The organism is Shewanella intestini, assembly GCF_018221465.1.
In the GTDB taxonomy this organism is placed as follows: Bacteria; Pseudomonadota; Gammaproteobacteria; order Enterobacterales; family Shewanellaceae; genus Shewanella; species Shewanella intestini.
Genome location: NZ_JAAIKR010000015.1, coordinates 14,165 through 30,765, shown reverse-complemented (window position 1 = coordinate 30,765; position 16,601 = coordinate 14,165). Strand labels below are relative to the sequence as shown.

The 16,601-nt window shown below is 42.2% G+C and carries 16 protein-coding genes; 15 read left to right on the top strand and 1 reads right to left on the bottom strand.

What is annotated here, in order from left to right; translation table 11 throughout:
- The first annotated feature begins 5 nt into the window (after positions 1 to 5).
- From G3R48_RS13905 to glpK, 8 genes are all read left to right on the top strand, one after another.
- Entirely contained in the window at positions 6 to 1,226 is a 1,221-nt protein-coding gene (locus G3R48_RS13905) for a type II secretion system F family protein (RefSeq protein WP_153665613.1), read from the top strand.
- Positions 1,227 to 1,787 carry a hypothetical protein gene (locus G3R48_RS13900; protein WP_153665611.1) on the top strand — a complete coding sequence of 187 codons (561 nt, stop codon included), beginning with the start codon at positions 1,227 to 1,229 and terminating at the stop codon, positions 1,785 to 1,787.
- 277 nt (positions 1,788 to 2,064) lie between these two features.
- Positions 2,065 to 2,670 carry a pilin gene (locus tag G3R48_RS13895; RefSeq protein WP_153665609.1) on the top strand — a complete coding sequence of 202 codons (606 nt, stop codon included), beginning with the start codon at positions 2,065 to 2,067 and terminating at the stop codon, positions 2,668 to 2,670.
- Positions 2,671 to 2,710: 40 nt separating this feature from the next.
- On the top strand, positions 2,711 to 3,232 hold the full coding sequence (locus G3R48_RS13890; protein WP_153665607.1) for a type II secretion system protein: 522 nt from the start codon (positions 2,711 to 2,713) through the stop codon (positions 3,230 to 3,232).
- A gap of 230 nt (positions 3,233 to 3,462) precedes the next feature.
- Complete coding sequence (locus G3R48_RS13885) at positions 3,463 to 3,939, top strand: type II secretion system protein (RefSeq protein WP_153665605.1); 477 nt, start codon at positions 3,463 to 3,465, stop codon at positions 3,937 to 3,939.
- 324 nt (positions 3,940 to 4,263) lie between these two features.
- On the top strand, positions 4,264 to 4,770 hold the full coding sequence (locus tag G3R48_RS13880) for a prepilin-type N-terminal cleavage/methylation domain-containing protein (protein WP_153665603.1): 507 nt from the start codon (positions 4,264 to 4,266) through the stop codon (positions 4,768 to 4,770).
- 569 nt (positions 4,771 to 5,339) lie between these two features.
- A complete protein-coding gene (locus G3R48_RS13875; RefSeq protein ID WP_153665601.1) occupies positions 5,340 to 6,677 on the top strand; it encodes an outer membrane protein transport protein in 1,338 nt (445 codons plus the stop codon).
- A 141-nt stretch (positions 6,678 to 6,818) separates the two neighbouring features.
- A complete protein-coding gene (gene glpK, locus G3R48_RS13870) occupies positions 6,819 to 8,324 on the top strand; it encodes a glycerol kinase GlpK (RefSeq protein WP_153665599.1) in 1,506 nt (501 codons plus the stop codon).
- A gap of 147 nt (positions 8,325 to 8,471) precedes the next feature.
- Here glpK and G3R48_RS13865 read toward each other — a convergent pair whose 3' ends face one another.
- Entirely contained in the window at positions 8,472 to 8,711 is a 240-nt protein-coding gene (locus tag G3R48_RS13865) for a hypothetical protein (RefSeq protein WP_153665597.1), read from the bottom strand.
- 457 nt (positions 8,712 to 9,168) lie between these two features.
- Between G3R48_RS13865 and mraZ the strand changes: the two genes are divergently transcribed.
- Genes mraZ through mraY form a run of 7 tightly spaced genes read left to right on the top strand, consistent with a single transcriptional unit; the run spans position 9,169 to position 16,600 of the window.
- Positions 9,169 to 9,627 (top strand): division/cell wall cluster transcriptional repressor MraZ, encoded by a 459-nt coding sequence (gene mraZ / locus G3R48_RS13860; protein WP_212593367.1) that lies wholly within the window; start codon positions 9,169 to 9,171, stop codon positions 9,625 to 9,627.
- A 17-nt stretch (positions 9,628 to 9,644) separates the two neighbouring features.
- On the top strand, positions 9,645 to 10,586 hold the full coding sequence (gene rsmH / locus G3R48_RS13855; protein WP_153665595.1) for a 16S rRNA (cytosine(1402)-N(4))-methyltransferase RsmH: 942 nt from the start codon (positions 9,645 to 9,647) through the stop codon (positions 10,584 to 10,586).
- A gap of 13 nt (positions 10,587 to 10,599) precedes the next feature.
- A complete protein-coding gene (gene ftsL / locus G3R48_RS13850) occupies positions 10,600 to 10,914 on the top strand; it encodes a cell division protein FtsL (RefSeq protein ID WP_212593366.1) in 315 nt (104 codons plus the stop codon).
- 15 nt (positions 10,915 to 10,929) lie between these two features.
- Complete coding sequence (locus G3R48_RS13845) at positions 10,930 to 12,666, top strand: peptidoglycan D,D-transpeptidase FtsI family protein (protein WP_153665593.1); 1,737 nt, start codon at positions 10,930 to 10,932, stop codon at positions 12,664 to 12,666.
- Positions 12,663 to 14,144: a UDP-N-acetylmuramoyl-L-alanyl-D-glutamate--2,6-diaminopimelate ligase gene (gene murE / locus G3R48_RS13840; RefSeq protein ID WP_153665591.1), complete on the top strand. Its 1,482-nt coding sequence runs from the start codon at positions 12,663 to 12,665 to the stop codon at positions 14,142 to 14,144. The genes G3R48_RS13845 and murE overlap by 4 nt, the downstream gene beginning before the upstream one ends.
- Positions 14,144 to 15,517 carry a UDP-N-acetylmuramoyl-tripeptide--D-alanyl-D-alanine ligase gene (locus G3R48_RS13835; protein ID WP_153665751.1) on the top strand — a complete coding sequence of 458 codons (1,374 nt, stop codon included), beginning with the start codon at positions 14,144 to 14,146 and terminating at the stop codon, positions 15,515 to 15,517. The genes murE and G3R48_RS13835 overlap by 1 nt, the downstream gene beginning before the upstream one ends.
- Positions 15,518 to 16,600 (top strand): phospho-N-acetylmuramoyl-pentapeptide-transferase, encoded by a 1,083-nt coding sequence (gene mraY, locus G3R48_RS13830; RefSeq protein WP_153665589.1) that lies wholly within the window; start codon positions 15,518 to 15,520, stop codon positions 16,598 to 16,600. It abuts the gene before it with no gap.
- Position 16,601 lies beyond the last annotated feature (1 nt).

Below are 16,601 nucleotides of genomic sequence, written 5' to 3'. Positions count from 1 at the left end.
GCGTTATGGCTATATTTGAATATCGTGGACGAGACCCGCAAGGGCAACCTGTAAAAGCGCAACTTGAAGCGGCTGATGAAAGCAGTGCAGCAGACACCTTAATGTCTCGCGGAATCATCCCGATTGAACTACGGGAAGTAAAACAAGCGAAAGCATTTTCGTTTAAAAGCTTAGTTGGTAGCCGTGTATCGTTGGAGGAATTGCAAATATTCACCCGACAAATGTATTCGTTAACGCGTTCTGGTATTCCAATTTTACGTGCAATTGGTGGTTTATCAGAAACCACCCATTCTCAACGTATGAAAGAAGCGCTTGATGATATTGCCGAGCAATTAACATCAGGTAGACCACTTTCGTCTGCAATGAATCAACATCCTGATGTTTTTGATTCGCTGTTTGTCTCTATGGTTCATGTTGGCGAAAACACCGGTAGATTAGATGAAGCCTTTATTCAATTATCCGGTTATATCGAGCGTGAACAGGAAACTCGCCGCAGGATTAAATCTGCAATGCGTTATCCCATGTTTGTGTTAATTGCCATCGCAATTGCGATGGTGATCCTTAATATTATGGTTATTCCTAAATTTGCCGCCATGTTTGCCCGCTTTGGCGCTGACTTGCCATGGGCAACCAAATTGTTAATTGCCACCTCAGACTTATTTGTTAATTATTGGCCACATATGATTGGCGTGTTAATTCTCACCGTGTTTGGTATTCGCTATTGGTATCAAACCGCAAAGGGTGAGAAGCAATGGGATCGCTGGAAAATGCACATTCCTGCAGTTGGCTCAATTATCGAGCGTTCAACCTTGTCACGTTATTGCCGCAGTTTTTCGATGATGCTTAGTGCTGGCGTCCCCATGACACAAGCTCTTAGCCTTGTGGCTGATGCCGTTGATAATGCGTATATGCACGACAAAATTGTTAATATGCGTCGTGGAATTGAGTCTGGTGAGTCAATGTTAAGGGTGTCCAATAATAGTGAGTTATTTACACCATTGGTACTACAAATGGTCGCTGTTGGTGAAGAAACTGGACAAATTGACCAATTACTTACAGATGCCGCCGATTTTTATGAAGGCGAAGTTGATTTTGATCTTAAAAACCTCACCGCAAAGTTAGAGCCTATTTTAATTGGTTTCGTTGCCTGTATTGTGTTGATTTTGGCACTAGGTATTTATCTACCAATGTGGGATATGCTTAATGTCGTAAAAGGCGGTGGCTAAGTGATTAAACAATACGACGCTGAGCAAGGTATTATTAAAGTTTATGTGCGGATCATTTCAGTGTCTATTTTACTCATCGTGCTTGGCGTTCTAAGCTACCGGCACTTTAACACCTTACCTAACTTTGTTAGCCAAAGTTTAGCCATAGAACATAAGCGGTTATTAAATATATTAGCAATGGTGCGCAGCCAATGGTTGTCAAAAGGCAGGCCTAACACCTTATTATTAAATTGGGATACTTTGGCATCAAATATGCTTGATGATAATAAGGGTGCTAATGCATTGTCAGGAAATAATCGCAATGGAACACAATCGGAAATCCGTTTAGTTGGTGAAAACGGTAACCGAATTAGGTTATCTAAGCAAGGTTGGCCATTACTTGAAAGTAATGATAAAACAGGGTGTTATCGCCTTTGGCACCAATTGCTTGCCAGTCGTACAGATGAGCTCACCGTGACATATAACGATAAAAACCAAGTATGTCATTATCAGTCGGCTAATTTTGACAGTGTCAGTTATCAGGCGCTTTCAGGACGAGTTATTTATTTTAAAGGCAGATGAATAACATAAAGGAAGCGTGTCATTATCACTTTGTGATAGTTGTTAATAATACTTGTGTATTGTGATTGGTTATTTTATTTTAGCTACTAGTACTAAGCTGGTTTGTTTATAGAGACCATTATAAGCATTAAAAGTATTTGAATTTTAAAGAATTGCTCGTTAATTAATGATGATTTTCATGATTTTGGTTAGCATGTCGAGTCATCATGCAAGTCAATTTCGATGTGGTTGTTTAAGTATCTAAGTTGTATATATTTTTTGAAGATAGGTGATTTTTATGTTTAGTAAGCAAAAAGGGTTCTCACTCATTGAGCTCGTCATTGTTATTGTTATCCTTGGGTTATTAGCGGCAACCGCTATTCCTCGCTTTTTAAACGTAACCGATGACGCAGAAAACGCCAGTGTAGATGGTGTTGCTGGTGGCTTGTCTACCGCGGTTGGTTTTGTGCGAGCACAATGGGAAGTTGATGGTCGTCGAAATACTTCGGTAACATTAGATGGTACTAATGTATCGCTTGATACCCGTTTTGGTTTTCCTACAGGTACAAGCAGCACTGACGTTACAGCAATGTCAGATGCAAATTGCCAAGAAGTTTTTAACAATGTTTTGCAAAGTGCACCGCGAAATGTGTTATCAACAACAGATGCGCGTAATCAACGTTATACCGTTAGAGTGTTGGACGGTGTTGGTGGCAATGCAACTGCAATTGATGGTACAAGCGTAACAGACATTGATTTATGTGTTTATCATCAAGTGGCATCATTAGTGTTAAACCAAGCGACAGGTTTACCTAATCCAAATCCTGACTTAACGACCCCTGGTGCAAAAGGTATTACCTATAATCCTGGTACTGGTCAAGTGTTATCGTTTACTAATAACTAAACACGACTGAATAAATTAATCTATTTTCGAGGTAACTATTATGAAAAAGCAACAAGGATTTACACTGATTGAATTGGTTGTCGTGATCATTATTTTAGGTATTTTAGCCGTTGTCGCAGCACCTAAATTCATCAACTTACAAGGTGATGCCCGCGTGTCAGCACTAAATGGTTTTAAAGCCGCCATTCAAGGGGCTAATACCTTAGTTTACTCAAAAGCCGCTATTGCGGGTAAAGAAAAAGAACCTGCTACTACAATTGATATTGGCTCTGGTTCAGCGGATCTTAATATTGCTTATGGTTATACATTTGCGACTCAAGCTGATTTAGAGCGTGCCATGGATGTGACGTTTGATTCAGTTACTGACATTAGCGATGCAGCTGAAATTGCTGCAAGTGGCACCAATGACTGGGTGATTCAGATCGGTACAGGTGCAGATGCTGGTGTGGCATTTATCATACAGCGCGGTGCACCGACAACGTGTAACTTTAGTTATAAACAGCCGACAGCTTCAAACTTGTTACCAGAGTACAGCACTGTCCCTGACGCTTCTGCTTGTTAAATTGCGCTGATTGAGCACGATGGTATGTAATAAGTCAATTTTTCTTGGTTGCCTGCTGTCAGTGATACATGCGCTAAGAATTTAGTTATCAGTCTAATATCGAAGTCTATTAGACATATTTTAAAGCGGCTATATTACCATTGACTTGTTTTTGTCGTTAAGCATGAACACATGGTAATTGAAGTGCTATTTTTGATTAAAAAGTAATATTGACCTTAGGATTAGAAGTAATGAAAAAGCAACAAGGTTTTACCTTAATTGAACTGGTTGTGGTGATTATTATTTTAGGGATTTTAGCTGTAACTGCAGCGCCTAAATTTATTAACCTGCAAGGAGATGCGTATAAGTCGACTTTAGAAGGCTTAAAAGCATCGTTACAAGGTGCTAATACCTTAGTTTATTCAAAGGCTGCCATTCAAGGCTTGGAAAAAGATGATGATGGCGTTGTCGATCTTGGTGATACCAGCTCTGTAAAATCGAGATTTGGTTATTTGCAAAACGATGCCACCTCATTAACGACTGCCTTGCAGCTCGATACCACCAATGAATGGAAGATTGTTGAAGGAGCTGCAGATCAATCTACTGCGACAATATTGTATCAAGTGGGTTCTCCTTACTCGAGTACCGTTGCTTGTAACTTAGAATATACACCTGCTCAATCCGTTAATGGTCTACCTACTTATACCGTTAAAGCTGATGGTTGTTAATATGTAAGCGTGGTAGTGACATTAAAACCTGCATTTTGCAGGTTTTTTTATGCCCAAATAGTAATGGGAGCAATACCAATATGACCGTTAATGTGAGCAGATTTTTACACTTTTAGAATGACAATAGCTTACGGATTAACTAAATGGCAGTCTGTTTAACACGAATGATAGATGTTGCCATTAATCATAGTTAAGCCAAGTACATTGCTTTGAGTGTAAATTTTGTGACTCATTTGGTGTAAGGTGATGATGTTCGTGGAAATTTAGATGATAACATGTTAATTTTCCGCTTAAATTAATAATGAATAATTAAGAGGTTTATTCATGCAAAAACAACAAGGCTTTACTCTAATAGAATTAGTGGTGGTGATTATTATTCTCGGCATTTTGGCCGTCGTTGCCGCACCTAAATTTATCAATTTACAAGGTGATGCTCGGGTATCTACGCTACAAGGTGTTAAGGCTGCAATACAAGGTTCCAATACCTTAGTATATTCAAAAGCTGTGATTGCCGGTGAAGAAAAAAAAGGATTGAATACTGAAAGAGGTTCGGTAGACATTGGCTCGTCATCTCCTGTTTCAACTCGTTTTGGCTATATTGAAGGTGATGCTGCTCAATTGTTATTGGCTGTTGAACTTTCAGCGAGTGATTGGTCTGTAACTGGTACTGGTGGTAAGGTTAGAATTCAGCAAGTTGGTGCGCCAGATACTTGTTATTTAGATTACAATGAGGCGGCTAGTGCTGGTGCATTACCAACATTTACAACCGATATTGAAGACCCTAACGATTCAACTAAAAAATTACCAATGCCTGCAGCATCTGATTGTTAATCTTTATTGACTACGAGCATTTAATAAAAATACCGTCTTTATGTCGGTATTTTTTGATCTATCATTTGAACATTTTCAATGATTGAGTTTGTAGCATTGATAAGCAGCTATACATCAAGGCAGGTTTTGTGGTGTTAGCTGTTTTAATGTGAGTTTGGCTGCTATTCACAACTTGGGTGTATTTTTTTTGGTCAATTAGTTAAATTGATTATTTAAAATATGCAGTTTACATTTCTCAGTTTCATCATTTAGTCCTTATTTTAGAGTTAAAATCAGCGAGCTTTTCTATAAAATAAGACGATTAAAAACCTTATTAATTAATGGTTTATTTTAAGTTTGTTTCATTTGGTTACGCTTGAGGGTACAAGTGTCCATTTTTTGTATTTATCTAAGCTAGTTTGTTGATATCCATCATATTTATTTTATCTATTTTGCAGCGTATTTTTTGTTGCAAACCGTATTTTAGCCAGTAAACTTGCCGCCATTCGTGTTGGGTCACGACTCAGTGTTGTCAGTATATTGAGTTATATTAACAACGCTAAACAAGCATAATAAATTTGAGAAGCATAATGAAAAAATCAATAGTCACCTTAGCGGTTAGCACCGTTGTTTTAGGGATGAGTTCACAAGTCAGTGCAGCAGGTTTCCAATTGGCGGAATATTCAGCAACAGGATTAGGCCGCGCATTTGCGGGTGATGCAGCAATGGCTGACAACGCATCGTCTCAGTCTAGCAATCCGGCAATGTTAAGTTACCTTAAGGGAGCGCAATTCTCTGGTGGTGGTGTTTACGTGATGCCTGATGTAGATGTTGTTGGCGATATTTCTGTTGAATCACCTCTTTTACCTGATGCAATGATCATGAATGCTGATGCGATTGACGTGGCTGATAATGCGTTTGTACCTAATTTTTATTATTCAAACCAATTAAATGATCAATGGACTTGGGGGGTGGCGTTTAACTCTAACTATGGCTTAGCGACCGAAATCCCTGAAGATCATACCGCGGCTATTTTTGGTAATCATACTTCTATTACCACGGTTGAGTTCAACCCGAATGTGGCGTACCGCATTAACGAGCAGTTCTCAGTGGGTGCGGGTTTGCGTGTTGTATATGGTGATGGTGAAATTGGTGCCAGTACACCAGCTTGGGTCGGTGGTTTAAAAGCAATGCCAGGAGTGCCTGATGATGTGAAAGCGGCGCTACCTGATGGTGGTACGTCATTGAAATATATGAAGGGTGATGACATTGCCTTTGGTTGGAAGTTCGGTGGCAGTTGGCAACTTGACGACACTAACCGTTTGGCCTTTGCTTACCATAGCGGTGTGAAGCTGGAACTTGATGGTTATGCTTCTGGGTTAGTGTATGAAGGTGAGTATCAAAAACCGAAAATAGACGGTTATATCCCGCTTGAATTACCTGCTTTTGCTGAGTTAGCGTCATATCATCAATTAACTGATAATTGGGCTATTCATGGCAGTGTTAACTGGACTCAATGGAGTGTGTTTAAAGAGTTAGTGGCTTATTTCCCTGATGAAACACCGAATAAAGATGTGGTAAAAGTAGAAAACTTCCATGACAACTGGCGTTTTGCGTTAGGCACCACTTATGACATTAATTCACAATGGTTAGTGCGCGCGGGTGTTGCGTTAGATAAAACAGCTGTAGATGATCAAGACCGTACAACCACTATCCCCGATGCTGACCGTTTATGGTTTAGTGTTGGTGCGAGTTATCAAGCGACTAAAAACTTAAGCGTTGATGTTGGAGTTACTTATATTCACATGAATGGTGATGCCCCCATTACAGAGTCACAAAATTTAAATGGGTTAGCTAAAGTCAACTTTAGCGGTGAAGCACAAGGAAGCGTGTTGTTAACCGGTATTCAGTTAAGCTACAAACTATAATGTAGCAATGCCGATAGCGTTAAAAAGCCTCAACAATTGTTGAGGCTTTTTTGTGGGCGCGGGTGAATTATGTTTAAGAGAATGATGTGCTAATTTATCGTAAAATCCCTGCAAAGGCAGGTGAAGTAAGCTGGAGATAAGATGAGTGATAAACCGTATATTGTGGCATTAGACCAAGGCACAACAAGTTCAAGAGCGATTGTGTTTGACCGTCAAGCCAATATAGTGGCGATATCGCAACGAGAGTTTAAACAAATTTACCCTAAAGCGGGTTGGGTTGAACATGATCCTATGGAAATTTGGTCATCGCAAAGCTCATCGTTAACTGAAGTGTTATCTCGTGGGGGAATTAGTCATAGTGACATTGCCGCTATTGGTATTGCCAACCAACGCGAAACCACCATTGTTTGGAACAAGCATACGGGCAAACCCATTCACGGTGCAATTGTGTGGCAATGTCGACGCTCTTTAGCTATTTGTGAGTCATTAAAATCTCAGGGATATGAACCGCTGATTAAGCAAAAAACGGGCTTGGTGCTCGACCCGTATTTTTCTGCATCTAAGGTTAAATGGATTCTTGATAATGTAGATGGTGCACGTGAACAGGCGCAAGCGGGTGAGCTGCTATTTGGTACGGTCGATACTTGGCTTGTGTGGAAACTGACCGAGGGTAAAGTGCATGTGACTGAGCCCACTAATGCAAGTCGCACCATGTTGTTTAATATTCATCAGCAACAGTGGGATCAAGCTCTGCTCGAGTTATTTACTATTCCTGAGTCAATGCTGCCACAAGTGAAAGCGTCTAAGGATGTGTATGGCACTACCGCAATTGTTGGCGGACAAGTCCCTGTTGCTGGCATGGCCGGCGATCAGCAAGCGGCACTCTTTGGCCAATTGTGTATCAAACCTGGCATGGTAAAAAACACGTATGGCACGGGTTGTTTCTTGTTAATGAATACCGGTAAACAAGCGGTAGTATCTAAATATGGGTTATTAACGACGGTGGGTATTGGCGACAACGGTGAGGCATGCTTTGCTCTTGAAGGTTCAGTGTTTATGGGCGGCGCGATCGTGCAGTGGTTACGTGATGAATTAGGCTTGATTGAACATGCTTATCAAACCCAGTCATTAGCTGAAAAGGTTGCTGATACCAATGGTGCTTACTTGGTGCCAGCCTTTGTTGGTTTAGGTGCTCCTTATTGGGATGCTCAAGCGCGTGGGGCAATTGTTGGCTTAACGCGTGGGGTTAATCGTTATCATATTGTTCGTGCTGGGCTTGAGGCGATTGCTTATCAGTCATGCGATTTAATTACGGCAATGATTAAAGATGCCAAAGTGACGTTGCATCATATTCGAGTGGATGGCGGTGCGTGTGCTAATGACTTTTTAATGCAATTTCAAGCAGACATGAGCGATGTTGAAGTTATTCGTCCTGCAATGGTTGAAACCACGGCTCTGGGCGCGGCATTTTTAGCCGGATTAGCGGTTGGCGTGTGGCAATCAACGGCACAGTTGCAGCATTTGGTTAATGTAGATCAAACCTTTAATAGCACAATGGCAAGTGACGATCGCCAATCTCGATTTGCAGGCTGGCATCAGGCATTAACGCAAGTAACCCATAATGTGCCCGTTAATGGCGCACATTAAAATAAAACATAGGGCGTTTTAACGGCTGAATACAAAGGTGTAATAGGGTTTAATTAGTTTTATTAAGCGGATAATTGTGCAGAGGCTTTATTACTTGTTCGCCACGTTTTATCCGTTAGTTAACGCGTGGTCGATGAACAAAAGGCGTTAAATTTCGACATCGATACGGTGAGTCGGTGCCTTAGTGGGTAATGGCGCATCGTCATCAGTGATATCGTTATGCTTGTGCTTTGTCGGTGCTTGTCTCGATTGGGGGGCCTCTTTGGTATTCGCACTGATTGATGTATCTTCATTTACCCCGCCGACTTTTCGTTTCGGGGTATTGTCCATCCGCTGCAAACGGTGCGGCCTTGCAAGCATGGCATAAATACTGTCGAGTCCGGTCATGTATCCTCCTTAATATTGCTGCTAGGGCATCGAATTCTTTGCAGCATCGTTATCTCAATATGAACCTTATCTTTATATCGGCCGTTATTGGTTAATATTTAGTCAGCAATAGGATGTTTGAGGCTGCATTTTTGGCTGTTTGCTATGGGACTTAATAAAACCTGTAAAATCTCCCACTGATAATGGATGCAAATTTGACGGTAATGATGAATTTTTTTAATTATTTTCAATCAAAATCGTTCATGTTTTCATCGGTTAACCATTAATTAATGGCTTGTTACTACCTCGATTTTAATCAGTAATTATTGGCTGTAAAAGAGTGCTAACCCGCTTGGTAACAGGCTTTAATATCTCTCTTCTTTCCTTGACAACCCTTGCATTGAGTCCCTAAACTTAGCAGTTGTGGGAAAAAGTGGATCATTGTGGATCAAATAACACAAATAAGGACTGAATAATTGTGCTCAGAGGCGCCAGTGCTATCAATATGGATGCTAAAGGACGGATCGCTATTCCAGCGAGATTCCGTGAGTCCTTGCGCAGCCAGCATGAAGGTATTGTGGTGGTGACAGTCGATATCAGTGAGCAATGTTTGTTGATTTATCCGCTTCACGAATGGGAATTAATTGAGAATAAACTCAAGCAATTGTCCGATACCAACCCAGCAGAGCGCATGTTTAAGCGTAAGTTGCTCGGTTATGCTCAGGATTGTGAGCTTGATTCGCACAGCCGGATCGTGATCCCGTCAGCACTTCGCCAATACGCGAACTTGGTTAAACCAACCATGTTGGTGGGCTTAAGTAATAAATTTGAATTATGGGAACAAGCTGCGTGGCAGCAGAAGTTAGATGACGATAATGCGTTAATTCAACAATTGGAATTAACCGATAATCCGCGTTTGGCTGACTTTTCCCTATAACTAATAAGAAGACACACATGAGTCAAGAGTTTGCCCATTTATCCGTACTACTAAAAGAAACCGTTGATGGTCTCAATATTCAGCCCGATGGCATTTATATTGATGGCACTTTTGGTCGTGGTGGACACTCAAGACAAGTGTTGGCGCAACTAGGTGACAAAGGGCGCTTAATTGCCATTGATCGAGATCCACAAGCGATTGAAGCGTCAAAACAGTTTGCCGATGATCCTCGTTTTCAAATTGTTCATGGTGGATTTGGGCAACTGGCTGATTATGTTGCCGACCTTGGCCTAACTGGCAAAATTAATGGCGTATTATTAGATTTAGGCGTGTCGTCGCCGCAACTTGATGATGCCGATCGTGGCTTTAGTTTTTTACGTGACGGCCCATTAGATATGCGCATGGATAACAGTCAAGGTCAAACGGCGGCTCAGTGGCTTGCTCGTGCCGAAATTGAAGACATGGCATGGGTATTTAAAACCTATGGTGAAGAGAAAAACTCACGTCACATTGCCCGCTGTATTGCTGCTGATCGCGAGCAAACTCCCTTTACTCGTACCAAAGAACTCGCTGATTTAATTGCTCGTATCACTAAGAAAAAAGAAAAGAACAAACACCCCGCTACTCGGGTATTTCAGGCGATTCGTATTTATATCAATAGCGAACTAGAACAAATTGACCAAGCACTTGAAGGGTCGTTAGTGGCATTAGCGCCACACGGGCGATTGTCTGTGATTAGCTTCCATTCTTTAGAAGACCGAATGGTGAAACGTTTTATTCGTCGTCATAGCCAAGGTGAAAGCGTGCCGCATGGTTTACCTATTACCGAAGCGCAATTAAACAAAAACAAAAAACTCAAAGGCTTAGGTAAGGCGCTTAAACCTTCAGAAGCTGAACTTGAGGTTAACCCTCGAGCACGTAGTTCAGTATTACGCGTTGCTGAACGCTTAGATTATTAATGGGCGGTTGCTTGTGAGTCAGTCTTCATTGAGTTTACCTAAAATAGTGATACAAGACTTATGGCGACATAAGGTTATGGTGCTACTCGCTATTTTAGTGCTTTTTAATGCTATAGCGGTGGTCTTAACTGCGGACAAAACCCGTAAATTGACATCAAAATGGGATGTCTTGCAGCAGTCTCAAGACCGTTACGACATTGAATGGCGTAACTTATTGTTAGAAGAACAATCACTGTCTGAACACAGCCGGGTGACACGTATTGCCACCAAGCAGTTAGACATGGTAAGGCCAATGCCAAAAGAAGAAATCATCATTAGAACCAAATAATCAGGTACGAGGATAATGGCAAGACAAGCAAAAAGAAAACAGATACCAACCTTAATACCTTGGCGTTTATACGTCTTGGTTGGGGTGGTGATTGTGCTGTTTTTAAGCTTGGTTGCGCGTGCAGCCTATATTCAGCTGATTGAACCTGACAAATTACGTCATGAAAGCGATATGCGTACTTTGCGTACCACAAGTAATCAGGTGCAACGCGGGCTAATTTCTGATCGCAACGGCGAAATGATGGCCGTGAGTGTGCCGGTGCTGGCTGTGTGGGCTGACCCTAAAATTGCTCATGATAAACATGCATTTGAAGATATGCGCCGCTGGCAAGCTTTAGCTGATGTACTGCAACTGCCGGTCGATGGCTTGGTTGATAAAGTGCGTAATCATCCCAAACATCGTTTTGTATACCTAAAACGCCAAGTGATTCCAGCAGTAGCCGATTACATTAAAGAATTAAAAATTGATGGTATTTACTTAAAGCCTGAGTCGCGCCGTTATTATCCTGGTGGCGAAATCTCTGCCCAGTTAATTGGTATTACTAACATTGATGATGTTGGTATTGAAGGGATTGAAAACACGTACAACACTTGGTTAACGGGGACACCGTCAAAACAAAAAGTACGTAAGTCACGTGACGGTAAAGTCGTAGAGCATTTATCTGTGGTCGAAAAAGGCGAGAACTCAAACGATCTTGTATTGAGCATCGATCAACGTATTCAACAGTTAGCTTACCGTGAACTCAAACGTACGACTGAATTGTACCAAGCTACATCGGGTTCAGTGGTGGTGATTGATGTTGAGACTGGCGAAGTGCTCGCGATGGTTAATACCCCATCTTATAACCCCAATTCGCGTCAAAAACTGCAACCTCATCGTATGCGTAATCGCGCCATTACCGATACCTATGAACCGGGTTCAACCGTTAAGCCATTTGTGATTGCTGCGGCATTAGAGTCAGGTGCGGTAAAAGCAGATGATTTAATTTCAACCTCGCCGGGCTGGATGCGTATCGGCGGCCGACAAGTACGTGATTCTCACAATAATGGCGACATGTCATTAGCCAAAATTTTGATTAAATCTAGTAATGTCGGCATTAGTAAGGTGGCCTTGTCGATGCCAATCCAGCAGATACTTGGCACTTACCAAGCAATGGGATTGGGAAATTATTCTGGCATTAACTTAACCGGTGAAAGCGCGGGTATTATCCATGACCGCCGCCGTTGGTCAGACTTTGAGCGTGCGACGTTATCTTTTGGATATGGCTTTACGGCCACGCCGCTACAAATTGCACATATGTACGCCACGCTTGGCAGTGGTGGGATTTCATATCCCGTTTCTATTTTAAAACTAAAGAAAAAGCCAGAAGGCAAACAAGTTATTTCGTCTAAAGTAGCGCATCAAGTAATGAAAATGCTCGTTGGCGTAACAGAGCCTGGTGGCACTGCCAGAAAAGCACATATTTCAGGTTATCCTGTGGCAGGTAAAACAGGCACTAGCCGAAAAGCGATTGCTGGTGGTTATGGTGATGATTATGTGGCTTTATTTGCTGGCGTCGCACCGGTACACAAGCCACGTTTAGCCATTTCGGTAGTGATCAATGAGCCTAAAGGTGATACCTATTACGGTGGTCTTGTCGCAGGCCCAGCTTTTGCAAAAATTATGTCTGGAGCTCTGCAAATGCTTAATGTTGAACCCATTACCAAACGTGAGGCCATTAATCTCGCCTCGATATCAGGGAACGCTAAATGATGTTGTTGAAAGATTTGTTAGCACCTTGGTTTCATTACTCAGGTGCGGAAAACGTTGATGGCCTGATTCTTGACAGTCGTACTGTGAAACAGGCGAATGTTTTTGTCGCGTTACAAGGTTATCAAGTTGATGGGCGTCAATATATCTCGCAGGCAATAAGTGCCGGTGCAGGAGCGGTGATTGCTCAAACTGACGATCCTGCTCAACATGGACATGTGACCTTAACTGACTCGGGCATACCTGTGATCAGTTTTTTCCAATTAAATCGTCAGTTATCAGCCTTAGCGGCACAATATTATCAAGTGCATTCACAACAATTAGCCGTTATTGGTATCACAGGTACCAATGGCAAAACTTCAGTGAGTCAAATTATTGCTCAGTTAGTTGAATCGTTGGGAATGCAAGCTGCGGTAATGGGGACATTAGGTAACGGCCAGCTAAAACACTTGGTTGATAGCGGTAACACAACCGCTGATGCTATTACTGTGATGCGTCAACTGACAGAGTTTGAACAACAAGGTTGTCATGTCTGTGCGATGGAAGTCTCTAGTCACGGTTTGGCACAAGGGCGAGTGGAAGCGGTACCATTTACAACGGCGGTGTTTACCAATTTAAGCCGCGATCATTTGGATTACCATGGTGATATGCACGCTTATGGCGCGGCAAAAAAGCGTTTATTTACCTTTCCTCATATTAAACATGGGTTGATTAATGCCGACGACGAAGTTGGCCTACAATGGCTGAAATCACTTAATCAACCGCATTTTCAGTCTTATAGCCTGAGTAATGCTAATGCCAATTATTATTGCAGTGAGGTACGTTACCACTCGCACGGAGTCAGTGCTACGTTGCACTATCGGGTAGATGGCCAACTCGTTTCCGAGCCATTACGCTCAGGATTACTCGGTGAATTTAATCTTGTCAACGTGTTAGCTGCCGTTGCGGCGCTGCATCAAGAAGGTGCTGATATGGCTGAACTGTTGGCAGGTTTGGCCAAAGTAAAACCTGTTGCTGGGCGTATGGAGCAATTTACCCAACAAGGTAAAGCTACTGTCGTGGTCGACTATGCACATACGCCTGATGCGCTGACTCAAGCACTAAAAACGTTACGTTTACATTGCCAAGGCCAGTTGTGGTGCGTATTTGGTTGCGGCGGCGATCGCGACAAAGGTAAACGTCCATTGATGGCGCAAGCCGCTGAGCTTGGTGCTGATCATGTGATGATCACTAGCGATAATACCCGCTCAGAAGATCCTCTGTTGATTATTGAAGACGTAAAGCAAGGGTTAACTGCACCAGATAAGGCATATGTGGACGTTGACCGTGTTAGCGCAATTAAACAGGTTGTTTCATTGGCCAAAGCTACCGATGTGATTTTGCTTGCAGGCAAAGGGCATGAGACTTATCAAGAAGTGGCAGGTATAAAGCATCATTATGATGAACGGGCGCTGGTTGCACAATTACAAGGGGCTAAATGATGATTTCGACTTCTTTAGCGACCTTAGCCACGGTTTTAAAAGGCCAATTAGTCGGCGCGAATGTTGAAATTTCCTCTGTAAGCACTGATAGCAGAACCATTGAATCAAACGGGCTGTTTTTGGCGTTAAAAGGTGAGCGTTTTGACGGACATCAATTTATTGATACCGCTATTGGTCATGGCGCTGTCGCGTTAGTCGTTGACCATGTTATTGAAACTGATATTCCGCAACTAGTCGTAAGTGATACTCATGCGGCGTTGGGGCAAATAGGGGCATGGGTACGTGCACAAGTGTCAATCAAACGGGTGGCATTAACCGGCTCAAATGGCAAAACCAGTGTGAAAGAAATGGTTGCGGCTATCTTGCTGCAACAACATAAGGTGTTATTTACCGCGGGTAATTTTAATAATGATATTGGTGTCCCGCTTACTCTACTTCGTCTTAGTGCAGAACATGAGTATGGGGTATTTGAGTTAGGCGCAAATCACCAAGGTGAAATTAATTACACTTCATCTTTAGTATTACCCGAGGTGGCTTTAGTCAACAATATTGGCAATGCACACCTAGAAGGATTTGGTTCACAACAAGGTATTGCTCAAGCCAAAGCTGAAATATTTAATCACTTGGTTGCTGATGGCGTTGCCATCATTAATGCCGATGATGCATTTGCGCCCTTTTTACAACAAAAAGCGGCGCAATTTTCGTGTTTGTCATTCTCTAAACAATCCGATATCCAAGCAGATGTACAAGCTAAAAATGTGACTGTTGATAAGCTTGGTTGTTATGGCTTTGAGCTTACATATCAGCATCAGCGAGCGTCAGTGACATTGCCATTACCTGGTGAGCATCAGGTGAGCAATGCGTTAGCCGCCGCAGCAATATGTTTAGCGTTAAAGATTGATTTACATGTGATTGTGAGTGGACTTAATACGCTTAAACCGGTGAAAGGGCGAATGCAACCGCATGCATTAGGGCGCTTTGAATTGATTGATGACAGTTACAATGCCAACCCATCCTCAGTGGCTGCAGCAATTAATTGGTTGCAACAACGTGATGGATATCGCTGTTTAGTGCTGGGAGATTTAGGGGAATTAGGCGACAATGCTGCCCCTTTGCATGAAGAAATTGGCGCTTATGCAAAAGATGCCCAAATAGATTCTATGTTTTGTTGTGGAAAATTAACAACTTACACAAGTAAAGCATTTGGTAGTGAACATTTTGAACAAGTTAATGATGTTGTCCCCAAGCTAATTGAACAATTAAATAGCGTATCAGGGGCTGTCACTGTTTTAGTTAAAGGCTCTCGAAGCGCGGCGATGGAACGTGTCATTCAAGAGTTGGAAAATGCCTTTGGGCGTGGGGAGTTAGTGTAAATGCTGGTGTATCTGGCCGAATATTTAACCCAATTTTATTCTGGGTTTAATGTTTTTTCGTATGTGACGTTTAGAGCCATTTTAGGTTTATTAACTGCCTTGGTATTTAGCTTATGGTGGGGCCCTAAACTCATCGAGCGTCTGCAAGTTATGCAAATTGGCCAAGTGGTCCGTAATGATGGCCCAGAGTCGCATTTAAGTAAGCATGGCACACCTACAATGGGTGGTCTGCTTATTCTTGCTGGTATTTTTATTAGCGTATTGTTGTGGGGCGACCTTAGCAATCGTTATGTGTTAGTGGTGCTATTTGTGTTAGCTAGCTTTGGTGGCATTGGGTTTATCGATGACTACCGTAAGGTTATCCATAAGGACACGAAAGGCCTTGTTGCGCGTTGGAAGTATGCCTTGCAATCTATTGCTGCATTGGCTGTTGCTGTGGTGCTTTATATGACAGCGAAAACGCCGGGTGAAACACAATTGGTTGTGCCTTTTTTTAAAGATGTGATGCCACAACTCGGTTTCATGTTTATCGTGTTGGCGTACTTTACGATTGTCGGTGCGAGTAACGCGGTTAACTTAACTGACGGACTCGATGGCTTGGCCATTATGCCAACTGTCATGGTAGCAGGTGCTTTTGCCCTCATTGCTTATTTATCTGGCCATGTTGGCTTTGCAGAGTATCTAAATATTCCTCATTTACCTTTGGCGGGTGAGCTGGTTATTGTTTGTACCGCGATGGTTGGCGCTGGATTAGGCTTCTTGTGGTTTAACACTTATCCTGCGCAAATGTTTATGGGTGATGTGGGATCACTAGCATTAGGTGCTGCATTAGGTGCTATTGCTATTTTGGTTCGTCAAGAGATCTTATTAGTGATAATGGGCGGCGTGTTTGTGATGGAAACCGTGTCAGTGATTTTGCAAGTCGGTTCATACAAGTTACGTGGTCAGCGTATTTTTAGAATGGCGCCTATTCATCATCATTATGAATTAAAAGGCTGGCCTGAACCGCGAGTCATTGTTCGTTTTTGGATTATTTCTTTATTCCTTGTGTTGCTAGGGTTAGCAACACTGAAGTTAAGGTAGT

Bases quoted from the DNA above. Each gene is read 5' to 3' on its own strand.
- mraY (WP_153665589.1), top strand. From the start codon at position 15,518: ATGCTGGTGTATCTGGCCGAATATTTAACCCAATTTTATTCTGGGTTT.
- glpK (WP_153665599.1), top strand. From the start codon at position 6,819: ATGAGTGATAAACCGTATATTGTGGCATTAGACCAAGGCACAACAAGT.
- G3R48_RS13905 (WP_153665613.1), top strand. From the start codon at position 6: ATGGCTATATTTGAATATCGTGGACGAGACCCGCAAGGGCAACCTGTA.
- G3R48_RS13890 (WP_153665607.1), top strand. From the start codon at position 2,711: ATGAAAAAGCAACAAGGATTTACACTGATTGAATTGGTTGTCGTGATC.
- G3R48_RS13865 (WP_153665597.1), bottom strand. From the start codon at position 8,711: ATGACCGGACTCGACAGTATTTATGCCATGCTTGCAAGGCCGCACCGT.
- G3R48_RS13880 (WP_153665603.1), top strand. From the start codon at position 4,264: ATGCAAAAACAACAAGGCTTTACTCTAATAGAATTAGTGGTGGTGATT.
- G3R48_RS13845 (WP_153665593.1), top strand. From the start codon at position 10,930: ATGGCAAGACAAGCAAAAAGAAAACAGATACCAACCTTAATACCTTGG.
- G3R48_RS13875 (WP_153665601.1), top strand. From the start codon at position 5,340: ATGAAAAAATCAATAGTCACCTTAGCGGTTAGCACCGTTGTTTTAGGG.
- G3R48_RS13895 (WP_153665609.1), top strand. From the start codon at position 2,065: ATGTTTAGTAAGCAAAAAGGGTTCTCACTCATTGAGCTCGTCATTGTT.
- G3R48_RS13835 (WP_153665751.1), top strand. From the start codon at position 14,144: ATGATTTCGACTTCTTTAGCGACCTTAGCCACGGTTTTAAAAGGCCAA.
- murE (WP_153665591.1), top strand. From the start codon at position 12,663: ATGATGTTGTTGAAAGATTTGTTAGCACCTTGGTTTCATTACTCAGGT.
- rsmH (WP_153665595.1), top strand. From the start codon at position 9,645: ATGAGTCAAGAGTTTGCCCATTTATCCGTACTACTAAAAGAAACCGTT.
- G3R48_RS13885 (WP_153665605.1), top strand. From the start codon at position 3,463: ATGAAAAAGCAACAAGGTTTTACCTTAATTGAACTGGTTGTGGTGATT.